Annotated in this window: 22 protein-coding genes; 10 read left to right on the forward strand and 12 right to left on the reverse strand. The window is 69.0% G+C overall.

Features of this window, described 5'->3' with window-relative positions; translation table 11 throughout:
- Positions 1-30 precede the first annotated feature (30 nt).
- The 8 genes from AB0G32_RS17175 (at position 31) to AB0G32_RS17210 (ending at position 7227) form a co-directional block, all read left to right on the forward strand.
- Complete coding sequence (locus tag AB0G32_RS17175; RefSeq protein ID WP_361163359.1) at positions 31-1275, forward strand: putative T7SS-secreted protein; 1245 nt, start codon at positions 31-33, stop codon at positions 1273-1275.
- A 37-nt stretch (positions 1276-1312) separates the two neighbouring features.
- Positions 1313-2014 (forward strand): hypothetical protein, encoded by a 702-nt coding sequence (locus AB0G32_RS17180; protein ID WP_361163361.1) that lies wholly within the window; start codon positions 1313-1315, stop codon positions 2012-2014.
- A gap of 14 nt (positions 2015-2028) precedes the next feature.
- Positions 2029-2658 (forward strand): hypothetical protein, encoded by a 630-nt coding sequence (locus AB0G32_RS17185; RefSeq protein WP_361163363.1) that lies wholly within the window; start codon positions 2029-2031, stop codon positions 2656-2658.
- 103 nt (positions 2659-2761) lie between these two features.
- Positions 2762-3568 carry a hypothetical protein gene (locus AB0G32_RS17190; protein ID WP_361163365.1) on the forward strand — a complete coding sequence of 269 codons (807 nt, stop codon included), beginning with the start codon at positions 2762-2764 and terminating at the stop codon, positions 3566-3568.
- Between the two features lie 385 nt (positions 3569-3953).
- Positions 3954-4337 carry a hypothetical protein gene (locus AB0G32_RS17195; RefSeq protein ID WP_361163367.1) on the forward strand — a complete coding sequence of 128 codons (384 nt, stop codon included), beginning with the start codon at positions 3954-3956 and terminating at the stop codon, positions 4335-4337.
- Positions 4338-4501: 164 nt separating this feature from the next.
- Entirely contained in the window at positions 4502-6163 is a 1662-nt protein-coding gene (locus AB0G32_RS17200; protein ID WP_361163369.1) for an alpha/beta hydrolase, read from the forward strand.
- A gap of 58 nt (positions 6164-6221) precedes the next feature.
- Entirely contained in the window at positions 6222-6695 is a 474-nt protein-coding gene (locus AB0G32_RS17205; RefSeq protein ID WP_361163371.1) for a hypothetical protein, read from the forward strand.
- Positions 6696-6723: 28 nt separating this feature from the next.
- Positions 6724-7227 carry a type VII secretion target gene (locus AB0G32_RS17210; RefSeq protein WP_361163373.1) on the forward strand — a complete coding sequence of 168 codons (504 nt, stop codon included), beginning with the start codon at positions 6724-6726 and terminating at the stop codon, positions 7225-7227.
- Positions 7228-7275: 48 nt separating this feature from the next.
- On the opposite strand, the gene AB0G32_RS17215 is transcribed toward AB0G32_RS17210, so the two are convergent.
- From AB0G32_RS17215 to AB0G32_RS17230, 4 genes are all read right to left on the reverse strand, one after another.
- Positions 7276-7833 carry a hypothetical protein gene (locus AB0G32_RS17215; protein ID WP_361163375.1) on the reverse strand — a complete coding sequence of 186 codons (558 nt, stop codon included), beginning with the start codon at positions 7831-7833 and terminating at the stop codon, positions 7276-7278.
- Positions 7834-8140: 307 nt separating this feature from the next.
- The gene (locus AB0G32_RS17220; protein ID WP_361163377.1) at positions 8141-8572 is read right to left on the reverse strand and encodes a hypothetical protein; all 432 of its coding nucleotides are present in this window, start codon (positions 8570-8572) and stop codon (positions 8141-8143) included.
- A 26-nt stretch (positions 8573-8598) separates the two neighbouring features.
- On the reverse strand, positions 8599-9345 hold the full coding sequence (locus tag AB0G32_RS17225) for a hypothetical protein (protein WP_361163379.1): 747 nt from the start codon (positions 9343-9345) through the stop codon (positions 8599-8601).
- Positions 9346-9375: 30 nt separating this feature from the next.
- The gene (locus tag AB0G32_RS17230; protein WP_361163381.1) at positions 9376-9690 is read right to left on the reverse strand and encodes a type VII secretion target; all 315 of its coding nucleotides are present in this window, start codon (positions 9688-9690) and stop codon (positions 9376-9378) included.
- 161 nt (positions 9691-9851) lie between these two features.
- Between AB0G32_RS17230 and AB0G32_RS17235 the strand changes: the two genes are divergently transcribed.
- Positions 9852-10073 carry a hypothetical protein gene (locus AB0G32_RS17235; protein WP_361163383.1) on the forward strand — a complete coding sequence of 74 codons (222 nt, stop codon included), beginning with the start codon at positions 9852-9854 and terminating at the stop codon, positions 10071-10073.
- A gap of 17 nt (positions 10074-10090) precedes the next feature.
- Here the strand turns inward: AB0G32_RS17235 and AB0G32_RS17240 are convergent, their stop codons facing one another.
- From AB0G32_RS17240 to AB0G32_RS17270, 7 genes are all read right to left on the reverse strand, one after another.
- Positions 10091-10708, reverse strand: a complete 618-nt coding sequence (locus AB0G32_RS17240; protein ID WP_361163385.1) for a hypothetical protein — start codon at positions 10706-10708, stop codon at positions 10091-10093.
- 43 nt (positions 10709-10751) lie between these two features.
- Positions 10752-11720, reverse strand: a complete 969-nt coding sequence (locus AB0G32_RS17245) for a WXG100 family type VII secretion target (RefSeq protein ID WP_361163387.1) — start codon at positions 11718-11720, stop codon at positions 10752-10754.
- A gap of 2 nt (positions 11721-11722) precedes the next feature.
- On the reverse strand, positions 11723-12031 hold the full coding sequence (locus AB0G32_RS17250; RefSeq protein WP_361163389.1) for a hypothetical protein: 309 nt from the start codon (positions 12029-12031) through the stop codon (positions 11723-11725).
- 422 nt (positions 12032-12453) lie between these two features.
- Positions 12454-13404, reverse strand: coding sequence for a hypothetical protein (locus AB0G32_RS17255; RefSeq protein ID WP_361163391.1), 951 nt, complete (start codon positions 13402-13404; stop codon positions 12454-12456).
- A gap of 112 nt (positions 13405-13516) precedes the next feature.
- Entirely contained in the window at positions 13517-15808 is a 2292-nt protein-coding gene (locus tag AB0G32_RS17260; RefSeq protein WP_361163392.1) for an SUKH-4 family immunity protein, read from the reverse strand.
- 75 nt (positions 15809-15883) lie between these two features.
- Positions 15884-21040, reverse strand: a complete 5157-nt coding sequence (locus tag AB0G32_RS17265; RefSeq protein WP_361163394.1) for a toxin glutamine deamidase domain-containing protein — start codon at positions 21038-21040, stop codon at positions 15884-15886.
- 202 nt (positions 21041-21242) lie between these two features.
- Positions 21243-21896, reverse strand: coding sequence for a hypothetical protein (locus AB0G32_RS17270; RefSeq protein WP_361163396.1), 654 nt, complete (start codon positions 21894-21896; stop codon positions 21243-21245).
- Between the two features lie 109 nt (positions 21897-22005).
- Between AB0G32_RS17270 and AB0G32_RS17275 the strand changes: the two genes are divergently transcribed.
- Positions 22006-22437, forward strand: coding sequence for a hypothetical protein (locus AB0G32_RS17275; protein WP_361163398.1), 432 nt, complete (start codon positions 22006-22008; stop codon positions 22435-22437).
- 68 nt (positions 22438-22505) lie between these two features.
- Here AB0G32_RS17275 and AB0G32_RS17280 read toward each other — a convergent pair whose 3' ends face one another.
- Positions 22506-23915, reverse strand: a complete 1410-nt coding sequence (locus AB0G32_RS17280; RefSeq protein ID WP_361163400.1) for an SUKH-4 family immunity protein — start codon at positions 23913-23915, stop codon at positions 22506-22508.
- Between the last annotated feature and the right edge of the window lie 9 nt (positions 23916-23924).

Genomic DNA, 23924 nt, shown 5'->3' on the forward strand with positions numbered 1-23924 from the left:
GTGAACCTTGGTTGGAATCCAGTACCCGGTGTGCCTGGTGAAGTCGATGCTCTTAAGCGGAAAGTGACATCGGCTGCCACAGCACTGCGTAGATGCTATAACCAGATGAACAAGCTGGTCGGTGAAAGTAGCTACTGGGAAGGGGACGCGGCTGAGGCGTTTCGGAAAGCCCTTGATGGCGAACTGACGACCTATATCAAGAATGCAGCTCGCTCCCTGGAGAAGGCCGCAGTGCAACTCGGTAGCTGGGACGGCCATCTGACGGCCAACCGGGACCTGGCGCGGAAATATGACGAAGCTGCCGCCGACAAGAAGTCCGCGATCGTGTCAGCTGAAGCCCGTCATGCGCAGGCCGGGAAGCATCCGGATCTGGGGCTCGCCGGACAGCAGTTCTCTACGCAGGAAGAGGCCGACGCAGCAACGGAGCGACTGCGGGCGGCGGAACGCAGTCTCAATGAAGCGACCGCTGCACTGAACAAGGCGAATGGTGAGTACGAAAGCGTCATTGCTAAGGCGCGAGAGTTGGAGACCATTCACGCTGACGATGCGGAGGTGATAGCCAAATCTTTCGACGAGGCTACGGATAAATTGGCACCGAAGGAGCCTGGCTGGTTGAGCAAGGCTGTCGATGCTATTTGGGAGGGTGTCAAAGCAGTCGGGGATTTTCTGTTGGAGCACGCTGGAACGATTGGTGCTATCGCAGGCCTACTGGCGCTCTTTCCTACGCCTCTTGCGCCCTTGTTTGCAGCTGTTGCTCTCGTGGCTAGTGCAACGTCCATGACCAAGAATTTCACCGATGCGGAATTCAGAGACGCACTGTTGCCTTGGGGAGACAAGTTCGGTTGGAATATGGATACGTTCTCTGCGTATGCCGCCTTTGGTGGCGATCTGCTTGGCATGGTGCCGGGCGGTAAGGCACTCGGGTTGGCTGGGCAAGAGATCACTGACGGTCTGCGTATGGCTGACGAAATGGGTGTGACCGTAAAAAACACGGAAAAGGCGCACGAGTTCATCCGGGAGTTCGGTCACGTTTTCAAAACCACCGCTAAGGGTGAGGTTGACGGAGCTTGGGGGGCTGCAGCAGAAAACGCCACTGGTTCTGCTAAGCTACTGAGCAATATTAGCGCCAATGGACTAAATGTTGCTGCGAATTCGGTGTCCTCTCTCGAGACAGAGGGTGTGGTTTCCAAGGAAGGTACCGCGCATAATGCTGCGGAGGTCACCAAGGCCGGTGCTGGACTGTATGGGCTCGCCGGAATGCTGAGCCTTGTATGACGCGCATCGCCATGTGCTCCGGAAGGCGGACGAACCAGTGACCGCGCTCACGAAGGAATCAAAGAGTGAGCAGGAGCCGCTTTTTTGGTATGCGATCCCGCATGGTTACCTGCAATTGGACCTCGACCCTCCAATGGAGCGGATTGAAGGGCTGATTCAGCAGGTGCTCAGCCTGCCGGACGAGATGCGTGGCCGTGCTGAGGAAGTTCTGCGATTTTATGCCGGCGTCGTCACCTCACTGAACGCAAACCGGGTGCAGACGTGTCTTATCGGCTCGCATCCAAATGACACTGGTGACATTGCGTTCTCAGTGCTCACGGTATCGACGATTCCCGCGTCGGGGGCCAATGCAAGGCTTGTGCTTGCCAACCTGGCGGGAACGGCCGACAGCAATCCCGATGAAGGCATGCGCCCGCTGGAGTTGCCGTGCGGTATGGGATTTATTGCTGAGAAGAAACTTATTACCACGGCGCCAGGCAGGCCACCTGCGGGCAGCGATGACTCTCCACGTGGACGGGTGTGGCAGGGGACCGTTGTAGTGACGAGGCGTGGCACGGATGACTTCGTGATGCTTCAACTGGTGACGTCCGCGCTTGAGCTTGCTGACGACTACAGGAGTGTTCTGCTCGGTGTCGCGCACACGGTTACTTTCACCGATCCCTCATCGTCTCGTGAGGGAAGCGGCGAGGAACCTGCGCCGGGATCTGTGGCGGCTTCGATGCGCAGTGACTTCGGATGAGGACGGAGAGACAGGTGGCGAACCCGATTGAAGCACCCAGTGTTGAGCGGGTACTCAAACACAACAAGCGAGCGTGGGTGAGACATTTTGCAGCCCGCCTGGTCTTTGGCCTGTGCCTGATCGCGTCGTCGTTTGCGCTCCACATTGTGGGTGTATCGGACTCTTTCCTTACTGCACTCCCCGTCCCTCTCGGCTGTTTCGTCCTACTGTTCCTGATTTTTCGCACTAGGCATGGACGGCGTCTTGCCGCGTGCGAGAGAGTGCTGCGCATCTACCCCCTTGAGTACCGTACGCGGGTCGAAAAGAAGAGTGGTCAGTGGCTGCTGCTTGGTACCGTCTTCACCCTCAAGGTCTCGACTCGCGGTCAGCACGGTGCGCCGTTGATGCGTGCGATTAATGCGTCAACCGTCCGTCGCTGGCCTACGGGTGCCGAGAACGGTGGTGCCTGGGTAGCGGGTGATTTGGTGTTCGGAGGAGTCATGATTGTCCCCAGCACCCACGACATGCTGTTCATGCAGCCTGCTGATTGGCAGAAGTTCGCTGATGCGCGTGAAAGCGCTGACCCTTCGCGTGTCGTTCGGGCCGAACGGGCTGGCCTAACAAAGCTGGTAGAAAAGGAGCCGAACATTACATATGCTTACTAGTGTAAGTATTCACACTTTCGCAGATGGTCGCATGATCTGAGAATGTTGAGGCCGCGCCGGGTGCAGGCGGCGTGCGGTCCCGGGGCCCCAGGCATTCAAGGCGGTGGACGGTTCGACGGCCTGGGATCCCGGAAAGTACGCGACGGAGGACTGCGGCAGCGGCACCTTCGTCGGCGGTGAGGCACTCATCAGGGTCCGCACCTGCATGATCATGGACTTCGACGATCCGGACTTCGGCAAGGAATGGGACGAGGTCGCCTCGATCGATCCCGCCACCGGCAAGGCCCGCTGGACGTACCACCACGCGGTCCCCGACGACAGCATCGGCGGTGAGATCGACGCCCGCAACGTCGTCTCCACCTCCCCCGTGGTCCTCCTCAAGAACACGTCCGACGGGGAGGCACTGTTCTCCCTGGACGACGAGACGGGGAAGGTGCGCAGCGAGTTCTCGCCCGGCAAACCGGCCAGGTACGTCATGACCGACGACTCGGAGGGCGCCTCCTGGTCCGAGGCCGGTGTCTTCGGCGACACCTTCGTCATCAGCGTGAGCGATGCGCAGGAGAAGAGCCTCCTGGTCGCCTACGACCTCGACAGCGGCAAGCAGCTGTGGAAGACCGACGCGGTCGCGTACCGGGAGTTCCACCCGCTGGCGGCGGCCGGCGACGATCGGATCCTGGCCTACATGACGAACAACGACTCGGACACGGGTCCCGCGCTGGTGGAGCTGGGCGCCGCGGACGGAGCGGTCACGACCCTCGTCGAGTACCCGGAGGACGTCGACAAGGCCATGGCCATCTCGGCCCGGCCCTACTGGCACGAGGACCGGCTCTACGTGTCCGCGGTGGGCGCGCCGCTGACCTTCGCGGGCGAGGAGGCGTACGGCCTGATTGCCCTGCCGACGACCGACTAGCAGTCCCGCAGCTACGCGAAGTCCGGCTTGATCCACGTGGTGGACGTGGTTTCCGCTCCCACCTCAGCCGGATGCACCGATTGCGGGCCGACGCCGCTGAGGACACCGGTGAGTGGGTCGTGGCGTGCGCACCACCGGCGTGTGCTCCCGCAGACGTCGGTGGCGCTGATGCCGGTGCAGATCCAACTGGCGGACGCAGGGCCTTCCCTGCTCACTGATGAGGAGCGGACACCGGTGGCATGAGTGGTCCTGGCCGGTCGAGGCCCTCACTGTTGGCGTCGGCAGAGCGGACGCCCCGTGTGGGAAGCGGTGTGGAAGGGTGGCATCTGAACGTTCATGAGCGTCGGAGTCGTGCGGGTCAGTCCGCGACAGCTCAAGTGCCGTAATGACGAAGGGATTCACCTCCATGGGAATGATCGTCCTTGTAGTGGGTGTCGTCGGCCTCTGCGCCGTGGCCGCCGCCGTCGTCGTCTTCGCGGTGTCGCGCCGGCGCGACACCGCCGCGGGCTCGGTCCCTCCCGGGGCCGGGCCGTACCAACAGGGCGCGGGGTACCCCGTTCAACAGCCGGGATATCCCGTTCAGCAGTCGGGGTACCCCGTCCAGCAGCAGGGGTACCCGTCCCCGCAGCCGGGGTATCCGTCCCCGCAGCAGCCCCCGTACCCCGCCGCGCCTCCCCAGGGTTATCAGCAGGCGCCGGGGCAGCCGCAGCAGAACGTGAACCCGTACCTGCAACAGCCCCCGCACCAGCCCCCGCACCAGGGGCAGTAGGGCGGGGGGCGTCCGTCCACAGCCTTGATCCGGAAGGTGGGACTTCGGCTAGGGTGAACCCTCGAACTCACAAGTGAGTCATAGCAACGGGGGTTGCCGCATGGTGATGTGTCTGGACTTGTCGTGCCCGGAGAGGCGTTCGGGACGGTTGGGCGGGGGTCGGGATGGCCTCTGAGTTCAGCCGGCTCATGAAGCAGGACTTCTCCGATCTGGAGGCCGCGGCCAAGTCGTGGCGGGGGCTGTCGACCACCATGGACGGGCTGACCGACCGCCACCGCCGGCAGGTCACCGGGCCCCTGCACCAGTCCTGGAAGGGCGATGACGCCGACGCGGCCCTCTTCTACCTGGAGGATGTCGAGTCGCGGATCGGCGTGGTCGAGACGGAGGCCATGGCCATCGCCTCCGTCCTCGAAACCACCGGGTTCTGGATGGAGCAGGCCCAGACGGACCTCCGTAACGCCGTGCGGCGGGCGGAGCAGGACCACTTCGAGGTGGATGACGACGGGTGGGTCAGCGATCCCACGACCAACGAGCTGCCGCGCCAGGACCCGGACGCACAGGCGATCATCGCGGATCGCAGCGGACTGCTCGGGGAGCACCGGGCGGCCATCGACGAGGCGCTGGCCGCCGCGCGGAAGGCCAGCGACGACGGTGCGAAGGCCCTCGGTGAGCTGAACGGCGACATCCTCACCGACTCGCTCAGCCACGACGCGGCGGCGGAGTCCGCGCAGGACGCCAAGAACGCGATGAAGGCCATCGGCGTACAGCCCCCGCAGATACCGGACGACGATCCGAAGGCGGCGGCGAAGTGGTGGGACGCGCTCAGCCCGGAGGAACGGCAGACCTACACCACGCTCTACCCGGAGGAGATCGGCGCGACCGACGGGCTGCCGACGGACGTGCGCGACGACGCCAACCGCACGGCCGTCACCCAGGAGCTCAACGCGCTGCGGGAGGGCAACTACGACGAGCACTTCCCGGGAGAGAGCGACGAGACGGTCAACAAGCGTCTCAACAACCTCACGTTGCTCAATGACCGGCTCGAAGAGTCCGACAGCGCGCCCAAGGGCAGGGAGCTGTACCTCCTCGGTTACGACTCCAAGGACGACGGCCGGGCCATCATCGCCATGGGCAACCCGGACACCGCCGCGCACACGGGCATTCTGGTGCCGGGCACCAACACCACCATGGACAGTGTGCCCGGGCAGGTCGCACGCATCGGCACCCTCCAGTCGGCGGCGGAGGCCAGGTCCGACGGGGAGAGCGTGGCGATGGTGACCTGGCTCGGCTATGACGCCCCCGAGGCGTCGGCGACCGACTTCAATAGTGTCGGCGGGACCGGACGGGCCGAGGACGCGGCCCCGGACCTCCGTCAGTTCGTGGCCGGTACCCGGGCCGCCCACGACGGGTCGCCCAGCCACACGACCGTGCTCGGGCACAGTTACGGCTCGACCGTCGTCGGTGCGGCGGCGGCCGGAGGAGCCGGCCTGGGCGCCGACGACGTCGTGGTGGTGGGCAGTCCGGGGATGACGGTGGACGAGGCGCAGGACCTCCAGATGGACCCGGAGCACGTGTGGATCGGCGGTGCCGAGGACGACCCCGTCATCAACCACCTGTCGGACTACACCCTCGGCCGTGACCCGATGCTCGGAGGCTTCGGTGGGAACAACTTCGCAGTCGACACCCACGGGCACAGCGGCTACTGGGATCAGGGCAGCGACTCCCTCGACAACCAGGGAAGGATCATCGCCGGGCAGGCACCCGAGGAGGTTCCCAAGGAGGGCGCCGACCTCCCGCCGGAGGGCTACATCGTCCCCGGCCTCTAGCCACTCACTCGGCGCGGTGATCGCGGTCTGCGCGGTCCTGCTTTCGACTGGAGCCTGTGTGTCTCAGAGCGACGACAACGTGAACGCCCCGCTGCCCCGTCTGGCGAAGGACGCGGCAGTGAAGTGGGCCGAGGACTACACCGCGTACATGGCGCGGCTCACGGAGGTGGAGCTGACGCCGTCGACGGCCAGGACGAACTTCGAGGAGTGCGTCGGCAAGGACGACGAAGTCGCCGGGGACGGCCGCTACAGCCTCTTCTACTACGTGTACTCCGACGCCCCCGTCACGGAGCACTCGCGTGTGGTGCGGACACTCCGCCGGGAACTGACCGGGCAGGGGTACGAGGTCACGTCGTACCGGGAGTTCCGGAGCGCCGGCCGGGCGGCGGTTTTCAGTGCCCGGGACAAGGAGAGTTCCTACCGGGTCATGGCCGACACGGTCGGTTCCGGGAAGACGAAGCCGCAACGGCTGTCGTTCTCGGTCCGCACCCCCTGTCTGCTTCCGCCCGGCGCGACCCAGCAGCAGTTCTGACCGACGAGACGCTTGAGAGGAACCGGACGTGTCTCAGACCACCGACGTCGACCCGGCCGAGCTGCGTGCCTCCGCGGGGGCGTGCGACAGCATCGCCAGTGCCATGAAGAGCCCCGCCGACAAGGCCGTGAAGGAGGCCGGGACCGCGGGGACCTCGCTCACCGGCTGGTCGTTCGGGACCGCCCTGACGGAGATCGGCAGCAGTTGGAAGCCGGCGCTCGACGGTCTGCATGCCCGTATCCAGGCGGGCGGTGACAACCTCCGCTCGTCCGCGGACGGCCACGAGTGGAACGACGAGCGGACCTCGCGGGACTTCGAGGGAACCGGCACGGACACCGCGGTCCGGGCCGCCCCCGGGACGATGCCCGCGGTACTGCGGCCGAGCGGGGGCGCTGAGCACCCGGTCGGGCATTCCGTCGGGCAGGGCACCGGAACAGCTCCGGACCCGCGCGCCTCGTACGGCACCAACATGCCGACGTACGACGAGACCATCGGGACCCGGCCCACGCCGGGTACGAACGACTTCGGATGACCCGGGGGCGCCCTCGCCCATGTCGGTGTCAGCGCGGCTCGGCCGGTCTCATGCGCCGCGCCCGCGGCTGCGGCCGATGAGATGGGCGATGCCCCAGGCGACGGCCGCGGCGAGGACGAGGCCGAGCGGGGAGAACCAGTCGACCCCGCCGCCGATCTCGTCGTTCCACCAGATCTTGGCGGGGAGGAACGGGTCCGCCTCCATCATGTCGCCGATCGCCGCGGGTGCCTGGCTCTCGGCGAGGATGAGCGGCAGGGAGTTGGTGAAACCGAAGAAGGCGCCGAGCGCGGCGACCACGGCACCGCCGACGTGCGCGCCCGTGCTGCGGTGTCCCATCATGCCGGCCAGAGCCCCGACGACCAGCGCGTTGACGGCCGCGTGGGCGAGGTAGAGGGTGTGGGCCGCCGTGGCCGACTGATCCTTGTAGGTGGCCAGGATCAGGATGCTGTAGAGCAGCGAGACTACGACCGACGCGCAGAGTGCGAGGAGGACGGCGCCTACGGGGTGCCCGCTCGGGCGCGGCTGCTGGGCGTAGGGCGGCGGTACCGGGTACGGCTGGTACGGCGGGTGCGGTTGCGCCGCGTACATCGGCTGCGCCGCGTACATCGGACCGGGACCGTGCCCCGGGTGCGGTGCGGGCGGCGGGCCGAAGCCGGGTTGTTGCTGCTGTTGTTGCTGCTGCTGTTGCGGTGGCGGGGCGGGCCAGGTCCCCGGGGCGTGTGGCGGCTGGGCCGGTGGCGGCGGGAAGGGCGGCGGCTGAGTCATGTTGTCCCCCGTGTAGCGAACAGCGGTGTCAGAGAATTATCAGTGGTGCCCGAGTGCCGTGTCAGCCCAGGGATGATGCCAGGCCCGTGCAGGTCGGCGGGCGGGCGGTACCGAGCATCGGCGCCGCACCGCGGCTGGCCGTCCTGGTCTAGAGCCGCCAGTCCCGGCCGCTGTGCCGGGCGGTGCCGGGGCGGTCGGACCGCCGTTCCTGGCCGCCCTGCCTCTCCTCCCGCTCCCGCTCGATCTCCGCGCGCTGGGCCTCGAGGTAGCGCGTGGCTTCGGCCCGCTGCTGATCCCGTTCCTCCGGGGACTGCCGCTCGTACTCCTCGCGGGCGTGGGCGATGCGCTCGCCGAGCGCCTCCGAGTAGGCGCCGACGCGCAGGGCCTCGCGCAGGCCGACGCGGCCGGCGAGGACCTCGCGGGCCATCTCCTGCAGGGCGCCATTGCCCGACTGGCTGTCCGCCAGCCGCTGGAGCGACTTGCGCAGGGCCCTGGCCCGAACCTCGTCGTGGGTGATGTCCAGCAGATCGGCGTCGCCGATCTGCGGTTCGTTGTCCTGGTCCTTGTCCTTGTCGGACATGCTTCGTCTCACCTTTCGCCGGCCCGCTAGGCGACGGCCGGGTGGTCGTACGTACCGCCGACCTGGGGGAAGTTCTGGAGGTGGCCGTAGATGGCCGCACCGAGGCCCTCCAGGGTGCCCACTCCGCCGTTGACGACTGCCTGTGCGGTACCGATCGTCTGCGTGGCGTCGCCCCAGAGTTTGAGGATGCGGGTGATCTCCAGGGCGGCCAGGCCGTACCCCACCAGGGCCCCCGCGCCGGTCCACGACAGCAGCGTTCCGGCGGCCAGTTCGATACCCACGATGATCAGACCGTCGAGGATGCCGCCGAGATAGCCCTTGATTCCCTCGGCCGCCGAATAGGCGGCGTGCGCCAGGTACTTGTAGGTGTCGGCGAGGGAATCGAAGGTCTCGCCGCTCTGGTTGAGTTTCTTCGCCAGTTCGTCGAAGTAGACGTAGGCCGAGTCGGCGGCGTGTCCGTTCCACGTCGAATCCAGCGCCGTGTTGCCGGACGACAGATTCTTCGCGATGTCATCACAGGACTTGCCGATGTTCTCCCAGACTTCCGCACATTTGGCGAAGGATTCCCAGTCGCCCGCGAACCACTGGATCACCTCGTCGAGCGGATTGAATCCGAACACCGCGTTGTACGCCTCGGTGATCCAGTACGTGGGACTCACCAAGTCGCTCATGTCGTTGAAGAGATCGAGCAGCGCGCCCTGGGAGAACTCCTCCGGCGCTTTGGGCGACGTCAGACGGCTCGCCGGTTCGGCGACGTCACTGAACCCGGACACTCAGCATCCTCCATGTACGTGCACAGCGGACTAGCGCTTGCTGGTGGGGTAGGTGGCGTCGATACCGGCCGCGCTGTCGTGGTCGGTGTCGCGGTAGTACGTAGCGCTCTTGGACAGTTCCTGTCCGGCTCCGCGCAATACGGACTCCGCCTGGGTGAGAGCCGTGGTCACCCGTTCCAGTACACCGCCGTGCGCTCCCGCGATCAGACCGAAAAGGCCCTCGTTGGACACCGTGACATTGCCGTTCTGCTGCGCGTACCGCCCGGCGTGCTGGGCGTCCTCGGCAGCTCTTCCCACTTGCGCGGCGAAGCTGTCGAGATCGTCCGGCTGAACGTCGAAACCCATGTGTTCGCCCCCGTGCTCGATTCTGGCCTTGCGGTACGTTACCCCACATGCCGAACCGCAATAATGATGACCTGCAAGGGCAACTGGACCGCTCTCCATTGTCCGCGGCGTACGGTCAGCAACCCCGTGCCGAGGTATGGCAGCGGATCAGGATCAACCTCTTGGGACTCTCCCTGCTGCTCGCCGCGATGTGCGGTCTCGGCTCCCTGGCCCTGCTGTTCGTCGGCGGAGCCGTCTTCGTGGGGATCGCCGGACCGCTGCTGATGGCGGGGGCCGCGGTGGCCGCGGTACGGGGGTACCGGAACCGGGTGTGGTCCTGGTCGCTCGCGGCCCTCGCCGTCGACGTGGTCTGGTTCGCGGTGATGGCCGTGCTGCTGAACTGAGTCGCGCCGAAGGGACGTCAGCGCGGGGACAGGGCGCCGGCCAGCTGCTGCCAGCCGATGCCCCGCGCCGTCACGTCGTACCAGGAGCCGTCCCGGAAGTGCCACCGCAGGGTGGCCCGCTGCTCGGTGTGCGGGTCCCAGTCGGCGAACTCCACCCCGGTCACCTCCTCGCGGGGGACCGACCAGGCGATCTCCGCCTCGTGGTCGCCGACGTACAGGAGGAGGACCTGGCGTGCCCCGAGCGCGACCACGCGGTCGCCGTGCACGTACATGGCTGCTCCGAGGGCGCCTGCCGTACTGTCCCATCCCCCCGCGAACCTCTTGTTCCGGCGGCGCTTCTCCTTGCCCCGGCACAGCCACCTGAGTCCTCGGAAGGGTGCCAGCAGCAGTTCGCCGAGGAAGTGCAGCGGGTCGGTGAGCCAGGCGACGAAGCCGGTGGCTCCCGCCAGCGCCCGTTGACCGCCGGACAGCTGTGCGCCGGCGCCGGTCAGTACGTGGGGGCGCGGGCGTCGCCGTCTCGGCGGCCTGGGTACCTGGGAGTGGCGCGCCACGGACTGGAGGTGGGTCAGGGGTTCACCGCGGAGCGCGGTCGTCACCAGGTTGTGGACTGCCGCGTCGGCCCCGGCCGAAGTCATGCGTGCTCTCCCATGTCTCGTGTTCCGTCACCGCCGGCGCCGGTCACCCGAAATCCTCCCGCACCTTGCGCTGGGTGCTCGTCTCCGCCGTGGCCATCCGCTGGTCGAAGCTCTGCGACTGCGGGCGGGTGTCGTAGGCCGTCGGCTCCTTCGGCGCCGCACCGGGGGCGTCGCTGGGCGCGAACTCCGCGTACACCTGCCCGGCGGCGTCGCCGATGTCCTGGCCGACGACCGGGGTGACGATGCCCTTCTTCACACCGCGTTTGGCCGCCTGGTACGCCACGTACTGGGCCAGGTCGGCCTGGTTGCCGGCCTCGATGCCGTCCACCTTGCCGCGGTAGCGGGCCAGGCCCATGCGGTAGGCGTCCTCGGCCTTCTTCTTGCCGGCGCCCAGTTTCTTCAGCTCGGTGGCGAGCTTCTCGGCCCGCTTGATGGCCTTGAGGCTCTTGGCCAGGTCGCTCAGTTTGTCGGCCAGATTCGCGGTGATCTTGACGGCCTTCAGTGCCTTCTGGGCGACGCCGGCCGCTGTGATCAGCGGTCCGATCGCGGCCGCGGCACCGGCCGTAAGCAGGGAGAGGATCGCCGTCGTGGCCGCCGCGGCCACCACCGTCTCGATGATCTCGACGATGAGGTCGATCATCAGTTGCTCGGCGGTGGCGCAGGCCTCCGCGGCCGTTTCCAGCAGCATGGCGACGGTGTCCATGTCGTCGGCCTCGCCGTCCAGCGCCTTCTCGAACGCCAGCGACTTCTTGCTGAACGCGTCGGCGGCCTCACCGCTCCACTGGGTGAGCAGCGTGTTCCGCTCGGCTTGCAGGTCCTGGACGACACCGCGCAGGTCACGGGCGGCCTGGCGGTAGTCGGCGGCCGTCTTTGCGAGTTTCTCGTTGTCGCCGCTGACCTTCTCCAAGTCGTCCTCGAGACCGAACTGCTTGATGATCCCGCGGACGATCTCGTCCATGGTGCCGGAGAACGGCCCGCTGAAGCTGATGCCGAGGCGGCTGAAGACGTCCACGCTCACGCGCCCCCGAAGCCGGCGGCCGTGCTCTGCTCATTGCCGTCGTAGCTGTCCGCGGTCGACCGGGCCGCGTCGACGATCTGCTGGAGCGCGTCCGCCGCGTCGCGCAGGTCCTTGATCCCGTCCTCCTGCTTGGTGTCGTAGTCGGCTTTCAGCTCGTCCGACTCGGGCAGCTTGCCGAAGGTGCCGGCGGAGAGCTCCAGCTGCTGGATACGGTTGCGTATGCGCTGGATGCGCTCGACGTCGGGTTCGGTGCGGCGGGCGTATGCCCGCAAGGCGTCGCTCTGTACGTCAAAACCCTGACCCATGAGGTCCCCCGTGAGTGCTGTGCGTGCTGTGCGCTCGGCGTTGCTGTTGTGAAGCAGGATAATCGGAGCGGTGTACGCGGGGACGGGGGCCCACATTTTCCTGGTGGCCGCGGCGGCGGGGTCGCGGACGCCGGTCGCCTCGGATGCGCTGCCCGGCGTGCCCGCGAGACCGGAAGCCCGCCCAGTTCGGCGGGCGAGTGGCGCCGGGTGGGTCATTCCTTGCGTATGCGTCGGCGTCGATGCGAACTGGTCCCGTCGAGCAGTAGCCGCCCGCTCCCTGCCACTGTCCGAGCAGGAAAGCCGGCCCTCGTCCGACGGGAGAGTGGGAGAGCGCCCTTGGCCCCGTCCGTCGTACTCAGATTCAGGGTTCCAGTTCCCGCCGCCTCGGTGAACTGGGAGGATCTCCGTATGCCCAGGATCGATTACACGGCCAGGGCCCCCGGAAAGCGGAAGTTGGGTGCCTCCGGATGGGTGGTGGCCAGCCAGCCGTGCCCCTGTGTCGCGGACGTGGGCATCTGGCCGGGTTCGACGGAGAGCAGGTCGGCGGCCGTGCGGGCGTACGGGACACCCTCGGCGTACTCCGCGCTCTCGTCCTCGTCGGCGTCCTCCAGGTACTCCGCCTCGAAGGGCAGTGGTTCACCCTGGAACCGGGGCTCGTCGTAACTGCCGAAGCCGCGCACCCGGTGGCCGGCGCGGGAGACGTACCAGTTCTCGGCGGAGTTGTACGGATCGACGATGTAGAGGTGGGCCTCACCGCACCGTTCGCTGAGTCTGTCCGCCAGTGCGAAGCCGTCGAGCTGGTCGATGAACGCGTTTCCCCACAACAGACACCAGTGCTGGATGGGCACCTCGGAGAGCCACGTCTCGAACGAAGGCGTGATGAACACCCGGTAGGCGGTCCGTGTCTTTCCCTGTGCGTCCTGGAACTCCAGGGAGTCGGTCGCTCGGGTGGTGGCGTCCATACCCATGACCGTGGTGGCCGGCCGCAGGTCGCACAGGCCGAGAGCGGCTACGGCGTCGTCGATCCGGTCGGCCGGGAAGGCCAGCCAGCGGCCCGCGTCCGACGGGAGGCGTACCGGAAGCTCGTCCCTCAGCTTGATCCGCACGAGTCGCTCCACCGCGCGACGGTCGTACTCCGCCAGGTTCTCGGCGCCACCCAGATCGACCAGGACCCTGAGGGCGGCGGCGCGCAGAGGTCCCGGCCCTTGCCGCCGGATCTCCCGCAGCCGGGGGAACGCCTCGTCACCCAGCTTCCGCAGGACGGACTCGGCACCCCACTTGAGCGGAGACCCGGCCTTCCCGACATGGGGCAGCAGACTGTCGACCGCCTGCGCGCCATGGGCGACCAGTCGCTCCTGCGCGGTCTGCCGCACGCTCCGATCACCGTCGGAGAGGTACCGTACAAGAGCGTTGATGCCACCTCGCATGGTACGCAGCCTAGTTGTGGGATGAGAGGCGCCCACCCGCGCCCACCCAGCGTCGGTGTCACAGGATGTCGTCGCCGTACGTGGCGAGATCCCACGTGCCGTCCTCGAATTCGAAACCTTCGAGGACGCTGGTCCACACCTCGCCGTGCGCGGCGTCCGGGTCGATCCGCTCGCACCAGGCGCGCAGACCGGCTCGGGCGTCCTTGTGGTCGGGTGCGTCAGGGCTGTGTGACCTGCGGAACTCGTCGAACAGCCGGACCATGGCGAAGAACTGCGGGAGGCTGCTGCCGGCGAGTGGTTCGGCCATACCGCCGGTGGTGTCCCGCAGTACCCGTCCGGTACCGCCGTCCAGCAGCAGGTTCGAGTACATCCATGTGCCCAGTTCGTAGAACGGGCCGTCGCTCGGTGCGGCGCTGCGGGCGCGGAGCGGGCGGGGTACGTCTCGTCCCCGGCCGGGCCAGGGCACTTCGCGCAGGGGCCGGTCGCCTCGCGGGGTGATGGAGAGGTGCAGGAAACCGTGGACCTCGGGAAGGCCGGTGGTGGTGAGGAAGTGGCGGGCCGCCATGTCACGCAGTCCCGGCGGGAGGTGGCCGCCATCGAGGTGATGGCAGGTCCCCGCGCCGAACGTCTCCTCCAGCCAGTCCCGTACTCTCTCCCCGCGCAGTGCTGCCGCGGCGCGCTCGGGAAGGGGCCACGACGCGGTCCGGCAGTGCGAGGCCACCAGGGGCCTGGCAGGGAAGGGCGCGGGCGGGCGGCGCGGAGTGGGCCGCACAGGCGTGATGGCGACGGCGAAAAGACCTGACGTGCCGGACAGCACCCAGATGCCGTCCATGTGGACACCGCGGGTGACCGAAACCGGGCAGCGCGGTGGAGGGGAAGGCAGCTGGGAGGTGCTCTCCCAGCCGTCGGCGGTGTGCCGTGCGAAGACGAGGGGGTCGTCGGCGAGGGGCGATCCGGGACCGTTCCAGTCCCCGTCGCCCTCGATGAGGGCACCGCGCACCGTGACGGGGGCGGAGACCGGAGCGCCGGTAGTGGCGTCCCACTCCTGTCGGAGATACGTGTACCTCGGCGTGGCGTTCTTCCCCGTGGTGGTGTCGCGTGCGGTGACCAGACGCGGGGTGGGTCCGGTCGCCGACACCCCCAGCTCGTCGATCCGGCCCGCCTCGCCCGGCCACGCGCCGAAGATGCCGGCCGGGCGCCAGCGCGACCACACCGTGTGCCAGGGGAGGTCGACTCCCGCGTGCAGGAGTTCGCCGGCCAGCCTGGTGCGGCCCGTGGACAGGGCCGCATGGTGCAGCCACGCCACCCACTCGCCGTGCGAGGAAGGGGTGATGCCCTGCACCTCCAGGTAGTGCACCAGCGCGGCGGTGCTCGCGTACGGAACACCATCGGGGTAGGCCACGCGAAGTGCCTCGTAGAGACTGGCCCGTTCGCAGCGCGCGAGTACCGACCCGTTCTCCGTCACACGGGAAAGCGTCCCCGCCAGAGCCGCGTGCATCGGCAATGCCCGGGCGGCGTAGCGAGCCACCGGTCCGTCCGGCTGCCAGGCGCCCTCGGGAGCCGGGCCCATCGTGTCCAGCAGTGCCTCTGCCACGTTCGCCTGAGTGCCGCGTGGGTGGGGGCGGGCGCGCCGGCGGGCGTGCACCGATGCGTCGGAGATGAAGCGCACGACGGGGGTACCCGTGCGGTCCTCGGCGGCCACCACCACGGTGTCCGGTCGCCGCCCGGGCAGAGCCGACAGTTCCTCGGCGGTGGCGGGCGTTCCCGCGGCCGTACAGAGCAGTCGCCAGACCGGCAGGGGTACTTCGCGTGTTTCGGCGATCGCCAGAGCGTCCAGCAGCAGTTCGTCGCTCCCGTCGCTCCCGTCGCTCCCGTCGCTCCCGTCGCTCCCGTTGACCGGGGGACCGGCGGACGACGGCGTCGGCAGGACAACCTCGTACCCGGAGCTCGGGGAGGTCCTGATCAGTTCGGGATCGTGCTCCGCCATCACCCACACCTGGCGGGTGCCGAACCGTCTGAATCCGGGAGCCAGGGTGCCTGCGATGCGTTGTGGCTCGGCGGAAGTCAGCAGTTCCCCGGCGTACTGCACGTTGGCGAGGAAGATCACCAGTTCGCCGGCGGTGACGTCCTCGGACCGGCAGGCCGCACGCATCTCCGTTGCCACGGCGTCCGCGCTCAGGCTCCGGCAGTCGATCCAGGCGGAATGGGTGATCCGGCGGCGTACGTCGGCGAGGAACCGCGTCTTGCCGGAACCGGCGGTACCGGTGACGAGGAACACTTGCCTGCTGCGCGCGGGCAGGGTCAGCCAGGCTTCGATGTGTTCCCACTGCTGGTCGACCGCATCCGGCAAGAAAGGATCCTCTCCGTACATGGCGAAGCGCACGTCGCATCGGCCGCGTTCTGGTTCGTCCGCGAGCGCAGAGCATTACTCATTCATCATACCGGCCTTGACATTCGTCTCCCAGACTGATTTGAGGTGGTTCACGTAGTTGTTGAAGTCGCCGGTGAACCTCTTGCGTGCTTCCTCTTTGGCTTCTTCCGGAGTGGCGGTGGTGCCGTCATCTCTCGTCAGGTCCGCTTCGGGGTCGATCTGACCTCTACGGAACCCGACTCCATAATGGATGCGCAGTTTGTTCTTCTTGCCCGTATTCGAGTCATCGGGGGTCGGCTCTTCGACTTCGTGGGCGAGGTAGCCCGAGCAGTCGTTGCCAGAGGCGTGGCCGCAGGGCTCGCGTTCCGTGTAAAGGCTGACGGGTTCGTATGGTCTCTCGCCCGCCGCCTCACGCTTCGCATTCACAGCTTCGATCCATTCCATGGCGTGTGGCTCGGAGTGCACCCCCGCTCCCCAGGCGCTGCTCATAGGAAGGGAACTGTCCACTATGTAGCGGACCTCGTCATTGTTTTCCGGATCGCGGACTTCGACGACTGCGAAATTCTTTCGTGACCAGTCTCCCTTGTGGTCGTTCAGTGACTGAATCTCACTCTGTGCTGCCTCTGCTATCTCGGCGTCAGTGAGGTCGTCTCCCTCTGCGATGCGTTGATGGATTGCTGCGACCAGGCCGGCCCTTCCCGGTATGGCCTTGCCGTTGTGGTAATGAACCCCTGCGGACTTGATGCCCGCCTTGTCCATCAATTGCCCGATCACCTTGCGCGCGATGTTCGATCGCTCCAGCTTCTCCGGGTCGGTGGTGTGCGGGGTGAAGTTGGCGGGAGCGTTCGGGTTGTCCGCGTCAGGATCGAGCGCGGCGCCTACCGCGCTCGTGGCGTGGAAGCGCAGATCCATACGTGCCAAGGCGGCGACCACGGCTCCCTGCTGCCCTTCTGTCAACTGCGCGAAGCCGGTCAACGCGTTGGCGAGGGTGTTTTTGCGAACGCCGCCTTGCTCATCGGCAAGGCCATCCCTCAGCAGCGTGGCCAACTCGCCGTTGGAACTCCACTCACGTAGGCGGTCGTGGACGGGAGTCAGGTCGGTCTGGAAGACATCGTTGGTCGATCGGAGTTCTGCCTGGGACGGCTCGGGGAGCATGCCGTAGTGAGTGTCACGCTCGCTCTGGGCCACGTCGTAAGGCGCGCTGCCACGCGGTCGTTCGGGTACCGGTTCGTTACCGCTGTCCGGTTGCACGCCGGCGGGCGCGCTCGGGGCTTGACGGTGGGCGACGTCTGGCGGCGACGAAAGTGGCCGGCGTCCGCTGTCGAGTGGAATGGCGAAAACCCCGTTGCTGCCGCTGTGCAAGGGGTGGGGACTCGTCCGGCCCGTCTGGGCGTCGATGTACGCGATGCGGCCGTTGTGGTTGACGGCGTTCCAGGCGTGGGCGCGGCCGTCGGCGTCCTGGGTGAGGATCACGGCCTGGGAGCCGTGGCCGCTGTCGCGGAGGGTGTGCTCCAGGCGGTCGAAGGCTTCGCGGCCGTTGCCGAGGTCAGTGAAGCGGGCGTCGAGGGTGTTCTCGATCCGGTCGCGGCCGGCCCGCTCGCCGCGGTCGGACGGGGTGCCGTCGGGGTTCGGGTCGGGGGTGCGCGCGGCGGCCGCCGTGGGGTGGCCGGCGTAGGTGTCGACGGTGGACAGGGCTACGTCGGCGCAGTTGTTGTTACGGCCGGGGGTGTCTGTCCCGGTGCCGTTGATGTGCTGGACCCAGGGGCCGTCCGCGGGGTCCGGCGGACGAGTGGGGTCGCCGTTCTCGTCCCGGGGAACGGCGTTGTCGAGGGCGTTCTGCTCGGCGAGGGTGGGGTGGGTGACACCGCCCGGCGGGGTGGTGTCACGAGTGGCGGTGGCCGGGAGTTGGTCGGGGCGGGACGGGTCGCCGCAGTCGGCGCCCTCGTCCGTGGGGTGGTCCGTGGTTTCGCCCGTGGGCTCCGCGGTGGTGGCCTGGTGATCCGGTTGCTCCACCGAAGGAACGTCGCCGGCCTGTTGGTGAGAGTCGGTGTCCTTGGCCGACGTGTCCGACTGCTGGCCGGACTCCTGGGTGGAGGGCTGGCTGGTGTCGATCGGATCGCGGTTGGCGTCGAGCGGGATGTGCCAGACGTGGGCGGCCTGGTCGATGTGCAGGGGCTGGTGGCTGACCTGGCCGCTCTGGGTGTCGACCCAGACGATGGTGCCGTTGTGGTTGACGGCGTTGTACGCGTGACCGCCTCCGCCGGGCCAGTCGACCTGGACGATGGCGGCTGATCCGGGGCCCGCCTGTCGGAGGGTGTCGGCGATGGCGTCGGCGGTGGCGGGGTCGCCGCCCGGCCCGGCGTAGGTGTGGGTGGCGCCGGTCCAGCGGATCTGGTTGTCGTTGGCGTTGTCCTCGGGGGACCAGGTGTCGGGATTGCCGGCCGCGTCGGTGTCGGGGGTGCGGGCGGCACTGACCTGGGGGTTGCCGTACCAGGTCTCGAGGAAGGAGCGGGAGCAGTCGGCGCAGTTGTTGCTGCGGCCGGTGACGGTGGGGCCGCCGTCGTTCTGGAGCTGGCTCCAGGGGCCGAAGGGGTCGGTGAAGCGTTGCGGGGTGCCGTTCTCGTCGTGCGGGACGGCGTCAACCAGGGCCTGTTGGTCGGCGGGGTCGGGTGAGGTGAGGCCGCCGGGGGAGTGGTCCAGGTCGGTGCGGATGTCCTGGAGGCTGTCCTGCGCGGGGTGGTGTGGGGTGGCGGGGGTGCCGGTGTCGGGGGAGCCGGGTGTCTGGGGTGAGGTGGGGGCCGCCTGGGTGGGGGAGGCGGTGGAGGCGGGGGCCGGGGTGCGCATGGGGGTCGGGATCGGTACGGCCGTGACCTGGTTGTCCCTTGGCTGCTGTTGGGGGTGCGGCGTGCTCTGCGGGGGTGCGGACTGGGCGGCGGGCTGTTGGGGGGTGTTGGGCGTGCGGGGGGTGGTGGGGGTTCCGGGGGTGCCGGGGGCGGGGGTGTTGTTGCCGGTGGGCTGGTGGGGTGGGCGTGCGGGGGTGGTGGACGCGGGGGGTGCGGTGGTGCCGGGCTGGGAGGTGGGGGTTGCTGTCCGGCTGGACGGTGTTGAGGTTCGGTCGGGGTTGGTGGTGGGTGTCGTCGCGGGAGTGCCAGTGGACGGTGGCGCGGTCCTGGCGGGAGAGGACTGCGCCGGGGTGGCCTGACCCGGGGCCTGGGTGGCGGCCGAGGGGGTGCTCGCGTTCTGACGTGGAGTGGGGGAGGGGGTGGAGGTGCCGGTTCCCTCCGGGGTGCTGGGTGCCGGGGTACGGCCGGTCGGGGTGGTGTGGGGGGTGGTCTGGTGCGGGGTGCGGTTGTCCGCCGTACCTGGGGTGCGGGGGTTTGTGCTTCCTGGGGTACGGCTGTCCGGCGTTCGATTGTCCGTTGTCCCAGGCCGGCTGTCCGTGGAGCCCGGCATTCGGCCGTCAGCTCCTGGCGTCCGGGCGCTCGTCGACGACGGGGAGGTGGACGGCGTGTTCGGCGTACTCGGTGAGGTGCGCGGCGTACTCGCCGGGGTGGACTGCGGGGTGGAGGCAGGTCCCGTGGTGGTGCCGGTGTGGGCGGCAGGATTACGTGCTGGGCCTGAGGTGGCCGGGTTGGGCCCGGTGGCGGTGGCCGTCCCGGGAGCCGAACCGGTCGTGGGTGAGCCGGCGGTGGGCATACGTGCGGCACCGGTCTGCGTGGTCGGGCCGGCCGTCGAGGACGCGGCGCCGGGGGTGTGCGTGGCGGGGCGGGTGCCTGCTGTCGCGCCGCCCGCTGTGGTCGGCGCGGTGGGCGAGGCCGGCATGGCCGAGCCGCCGTCCGTACGGCTTCCGGTGCCGGCGGGGGACGGGTCCGCTGTCGGCGTCGGGGCCGCGGCGCTCTGGGTGGGGACGCTGGCGGCGAGGCTGTCGATGTTGGTGCTGATGCCGCTGCCGTTGCCCGACGAGGCCGAGACACCGCCGCCGGACGTGGTGGGGGCGGCCGCGGCGTGCGGGGTGGGCGAGGAGAGGCCGGAGACGGAGGAGCCTCCCCCGGTGTGCGAGGTGCCGGGGGAGCCGGCCGTACTGCCGCTGTCAGGGGTGCTGGTCGGGGCGGCGCCGGGGCTGGGGTCGTCGAAGTCGGACAGCGTCGGACCGGTCGTCGAGGGAGTGGGTCTCGGGTAGGACGTGTCCGACGAAGCCGTGCCTTGCCCGGAATCCGTGCCGGAGCCGGCGCCGGAGTCGGGCCCGGAGCCGATGTCCGGCGCTCCCACGGCGGCGCCGCCGGTGTCGGCGGATATGCCGCTGCCGATGCCCGAACGAGTCGATGACGAGGAGGAATCCGAGCCGGACGACCCCGAACCGTCGGACGACCCCGAGTCGTTGGACGACTCCGAAGCATCTGACGACCCCGAGCCGTTACTGCCGGTACCGCCGCTGCTCGGCGTCTCCGACGAGGAGTTCCCGTACCCGTCGATCCGGCTGTCGACGGCGTGGTGGGCGCTGTTGCCGGCTTTGGAGCCGAGGCTGTCGCGGACGCCTTCGACAAGAGTCTGCGGGGTCTGCTTGATGGCTTCCCAGCCGCCCTGGGCGCCGGCCTTGGCGGTCTGGGAGAGGTCGTAACCCTGCTGGGCGCCGAAGCCGACGTTGACGGACTGGCGGACCAGGTCGGTGATGATGGCCTCGATCGCGGAGACCGCGGGCTCCTTCATCGCTTCGACGATGGCTTCCATCAGGGCTTCTTTGAGCTCGTCCAGGAGCCGGCGGACGATCAGGCGAGTGGCCTGGGTGGCGCCGAGAGCGCCGACCTCGGAGAGACCGAAGGTGAAGGGCGCGGCCAACTGGGCGGCGGCGATCTCGATGGCGAGCGCGATGAGCTGGGCGATGACGGCCCATTTGGCGAACTCGACGAGGTAGGCGCAGGCGTCCATCACGCCCGCGATGATGTGGGCGGCCTGGGCGGCGTCGGCGAGGTAGCCGTCACCGCCTCCGCCGCCGTCGAACTTGGCATAGACCTTGGTGAAGGCGTCGATGGACTGGCCGGCGTTGTGGGCGGTGACAGTGCGGGCGCTGGTGTTGGCGGCGGTGTGCAGTTGGGTGACGTCGTCGCCGAACTGCCGCCACAGCTGAGCGGATTCGCGGAGTTTGTCCTCGTCGGCGGTCGGCCAGCGGTAGCCGAGCATTTCGAGGACCCACTCGAGCTCGTCCGGCAGCATCATCGACACAGCAGCAACCCCCGTCGCACCACACGGCTGTCCAACTCCCCCGACCGGCCAAGGGAGTCACACAGGAGTACAGCCGTCCGCAAGAGTGTACGGAGTGCGGGCCGGGGACTTCAGGCCCCCGCTGTCACAGATTCGCTGCAGCGGCCCGCGCGCCATCCCGGCCGCCCAGGGGTGATCCGCCGCCACCACACAGTCAGACGAAGTAGCTGACCAGGACGCATACTCCGGCCCCCACGACGCCCACCCCGAGCATCCCGAGCAGGACCGGCCGGGTCGCCCCCCGCCCGGACGCCTCCCACGCCGCGTCGTACGACACGCGGCTGCGGCCGAACGGGGCGTACCCGGTGGCGAGACAGAAGACGCCGAGCCCGGTCAGCACCCAGCCCCCGAAGAAGGCGCCGAACCAGCGCCAGGCGGTGCCCATGCTGCTCTGCGTGTAGTCGGCGTCCGACGCCCCGGACGCCGATGGCGGATCCGTCTGCTGCACCGACAACTCGGTTCCGGCGGCGAACCGTTGCCGGACCCGCACCGCGGCCGCGGCGTCCCGGCTCTTGCCGTCGTCGGACACGAAGGTGCCCTCGCACCGCACCGGCCGGCGGTTCTTGCGGCTGCTGCGGGAGGCGTTGTTCGGGTAGCTCACCTCGCACCGCTCGACCGTCAGCGTGCCGTGCGTGCCCGCCCAGCCCGCCAGGTACGCACCCTGGTACCCGCCCCAGCCGCTCAGCAGCAGCCCCGCCAGCAGGAACACCAGACCGCCCGCGCGCCCGAGGCGGCCGAAGGCCCGAGCCACCAGACCGGAGGGGCCGTGGGAGGAACGGTCCTTCGCCGTGCCGCGCGTTCGAGCCATGACGCCGCCCACCCTTCTCCTCGACCGCCGAAGAGGTCAGCATGGCACTCGTGAGTGACGGGAGATACTTCAGGTGCCGAGAAGTGCGGACCAGCGAGGAGGCGGCGACATGACAGGGCAACCCGACAGGACACCGGACCGGCCCGACCCCGCCCCGGAGCGGGGCGTACTGGACGAGGCACTGGATCCGGCCCAGATCCGCTCGCTCAACTCCGCCTTGCGCAGGCTCTCCCAAGCCGACGGCGCGAACAAGGACCTCCAGGACGCGGCGAAGCGGCTGCTCTCCGGACGGCTGGCCCTGCGCGACGCCCTGGACGATCCCGCGATGGCCCGCGCCCTGGGCGGCGGAGGCATGGCGTCTCTGCGCGGGCGATGGGAGTCGCTCTCCGACGAGGAACGCGAGCGGATCCGGCACGGCGAGACACCGGCGGACGGCGGCCCCGGCACGGCGACGCCCGGACCGGGTCAGCCGCAGCGCGGCTTGTCCCAGCCGAGGAAGGGCACCCAGGGACGGCACAGCGGCGGATTCTCGCTGTACTGACCGCTGCATTGCCGAGCTGCCGAACTGCTGACCCGGCTGACCCGCTGAACCGGCAGAACCGCTGATTTCTAGAACAGCCCGTGCCACATCTGCTCGACGATCAACGACCACCAGGCGTCCGTGTCGCCCAGCGCGGACGGGTCCACGGCCGTCAACCGCTCCTGAAGCGCGGCGACTTCCGCCCCGGCCGCGACCGGGTCCAGGCCCCGCATCCGCTGCCGCGCGACGGCGAGCAGGGCCAGGCAGCGGGTGAAGGCGGCGGCCGAGACATTCACGTACCGCGCCTCGGCGGTGACCGGGTCCACCGCCCAGACGGTGCCGTACCCGTCCGGTCGGCCGACACCCGGCGGGCACTGCACCGTGATGACCGCGACCCCGTCGAAGCCGATGCGGACCAGGTGCGCCAGCGCGCCGATCCGCTCCTCGCCGGCCGGGCTGCGCCGGGCGCGCAGGTTCGTGGCGACATCGGTGAACAGGCCGCCGGCCGGCGGCGCCGCGGGCCGGTCGGCCGTGAAGAAGAGCGGCAGGTCGGCGGGCAGCCCGGCCGTGCTCAGCGTGGCCCTGGCGGCCGCCGGCAGCGGGGTGTCCGCGAGCGTCTCGGCGGTGTACCGGCGTACCCCGTCCTCGCCGAAGACCTCGGCGAGGTGCCGGCCCAGGGCCGCGTCGTCCATCGGTTCCGCGGGCGGAACCCGGTCCGGGACCGAAAGCCGGTGCGGGCGCGGCGGTGGCTGCCGGCCCGCGATCCGGTGCATCGTCTCCACCTGCTCGACCAGGGCCGCGATGCCCTCGGCGCGGGTCTCGGGCCGCGCCCCGTACTCCTGCGAGCAGGAGAGCTGGGCGTTGCGGAAGGTGTTGAGGAGTTCGGCCGGGTAGCCGCCGGGGAGCAGGCCGGGACGCAGGTCGGTGTGGATCGCGAGGACGGCGTCGGCGGGCACGCCCAGGCGCCGCAGCTCGCCCCATGCCTGGTACTCGGCGGGGGGCAGCCCGGGGCCGGACGTGCGGAAGACGGTGGTCTGCTCGCCGGAGGCCGGATCGGCGTACGTGAAGACCGCGGTGTTGCCGGGGCCGGTGACCGGGGTCGCCGCTCCCGCCCGAACGCCGCCCCGAACACCGTCCGCCTGGGCGCCGCCCCGAACGCCGTCCGCCTGGGCGCCGCCCCCAACACCGTCCGTCCGGGCGCCGCCCTCACCGTCACCGCCGTGCTTGCGCCGGTACATCCGGATCACCTCGTCGACCGGTACCGAGGGCCACACCGTCAGTTCGCCGGTATGCCGGTCCACGACCCCGCACGCGGCGCCGATCTCGGCGGGCGGCCGTCGCTGACCGGTCTCCGGGTCGGTCTCGGGCGCCGCGGGCGCGGCCCACACGACCCAGCCCAGCTCGAACTCCCGCATCCGCACCTCGCGCCGGGGCTCGGCCGAGCCTTCCGGGTTGAGCCACCGCTCGGCGATGGCGAGCGCCTGCTCCTGGCTGGTCACGAGAAGGCT

This window comes from Streptomyces sp. NPDC023723 (assembly GCF_040639815.1).
In the GTDB taxonomy this organism is placed as follows: Bacteria; Actinomycetota; Actinomycetes; order Streptomycetales; family Streptomycetaceae; genus Streptomyces.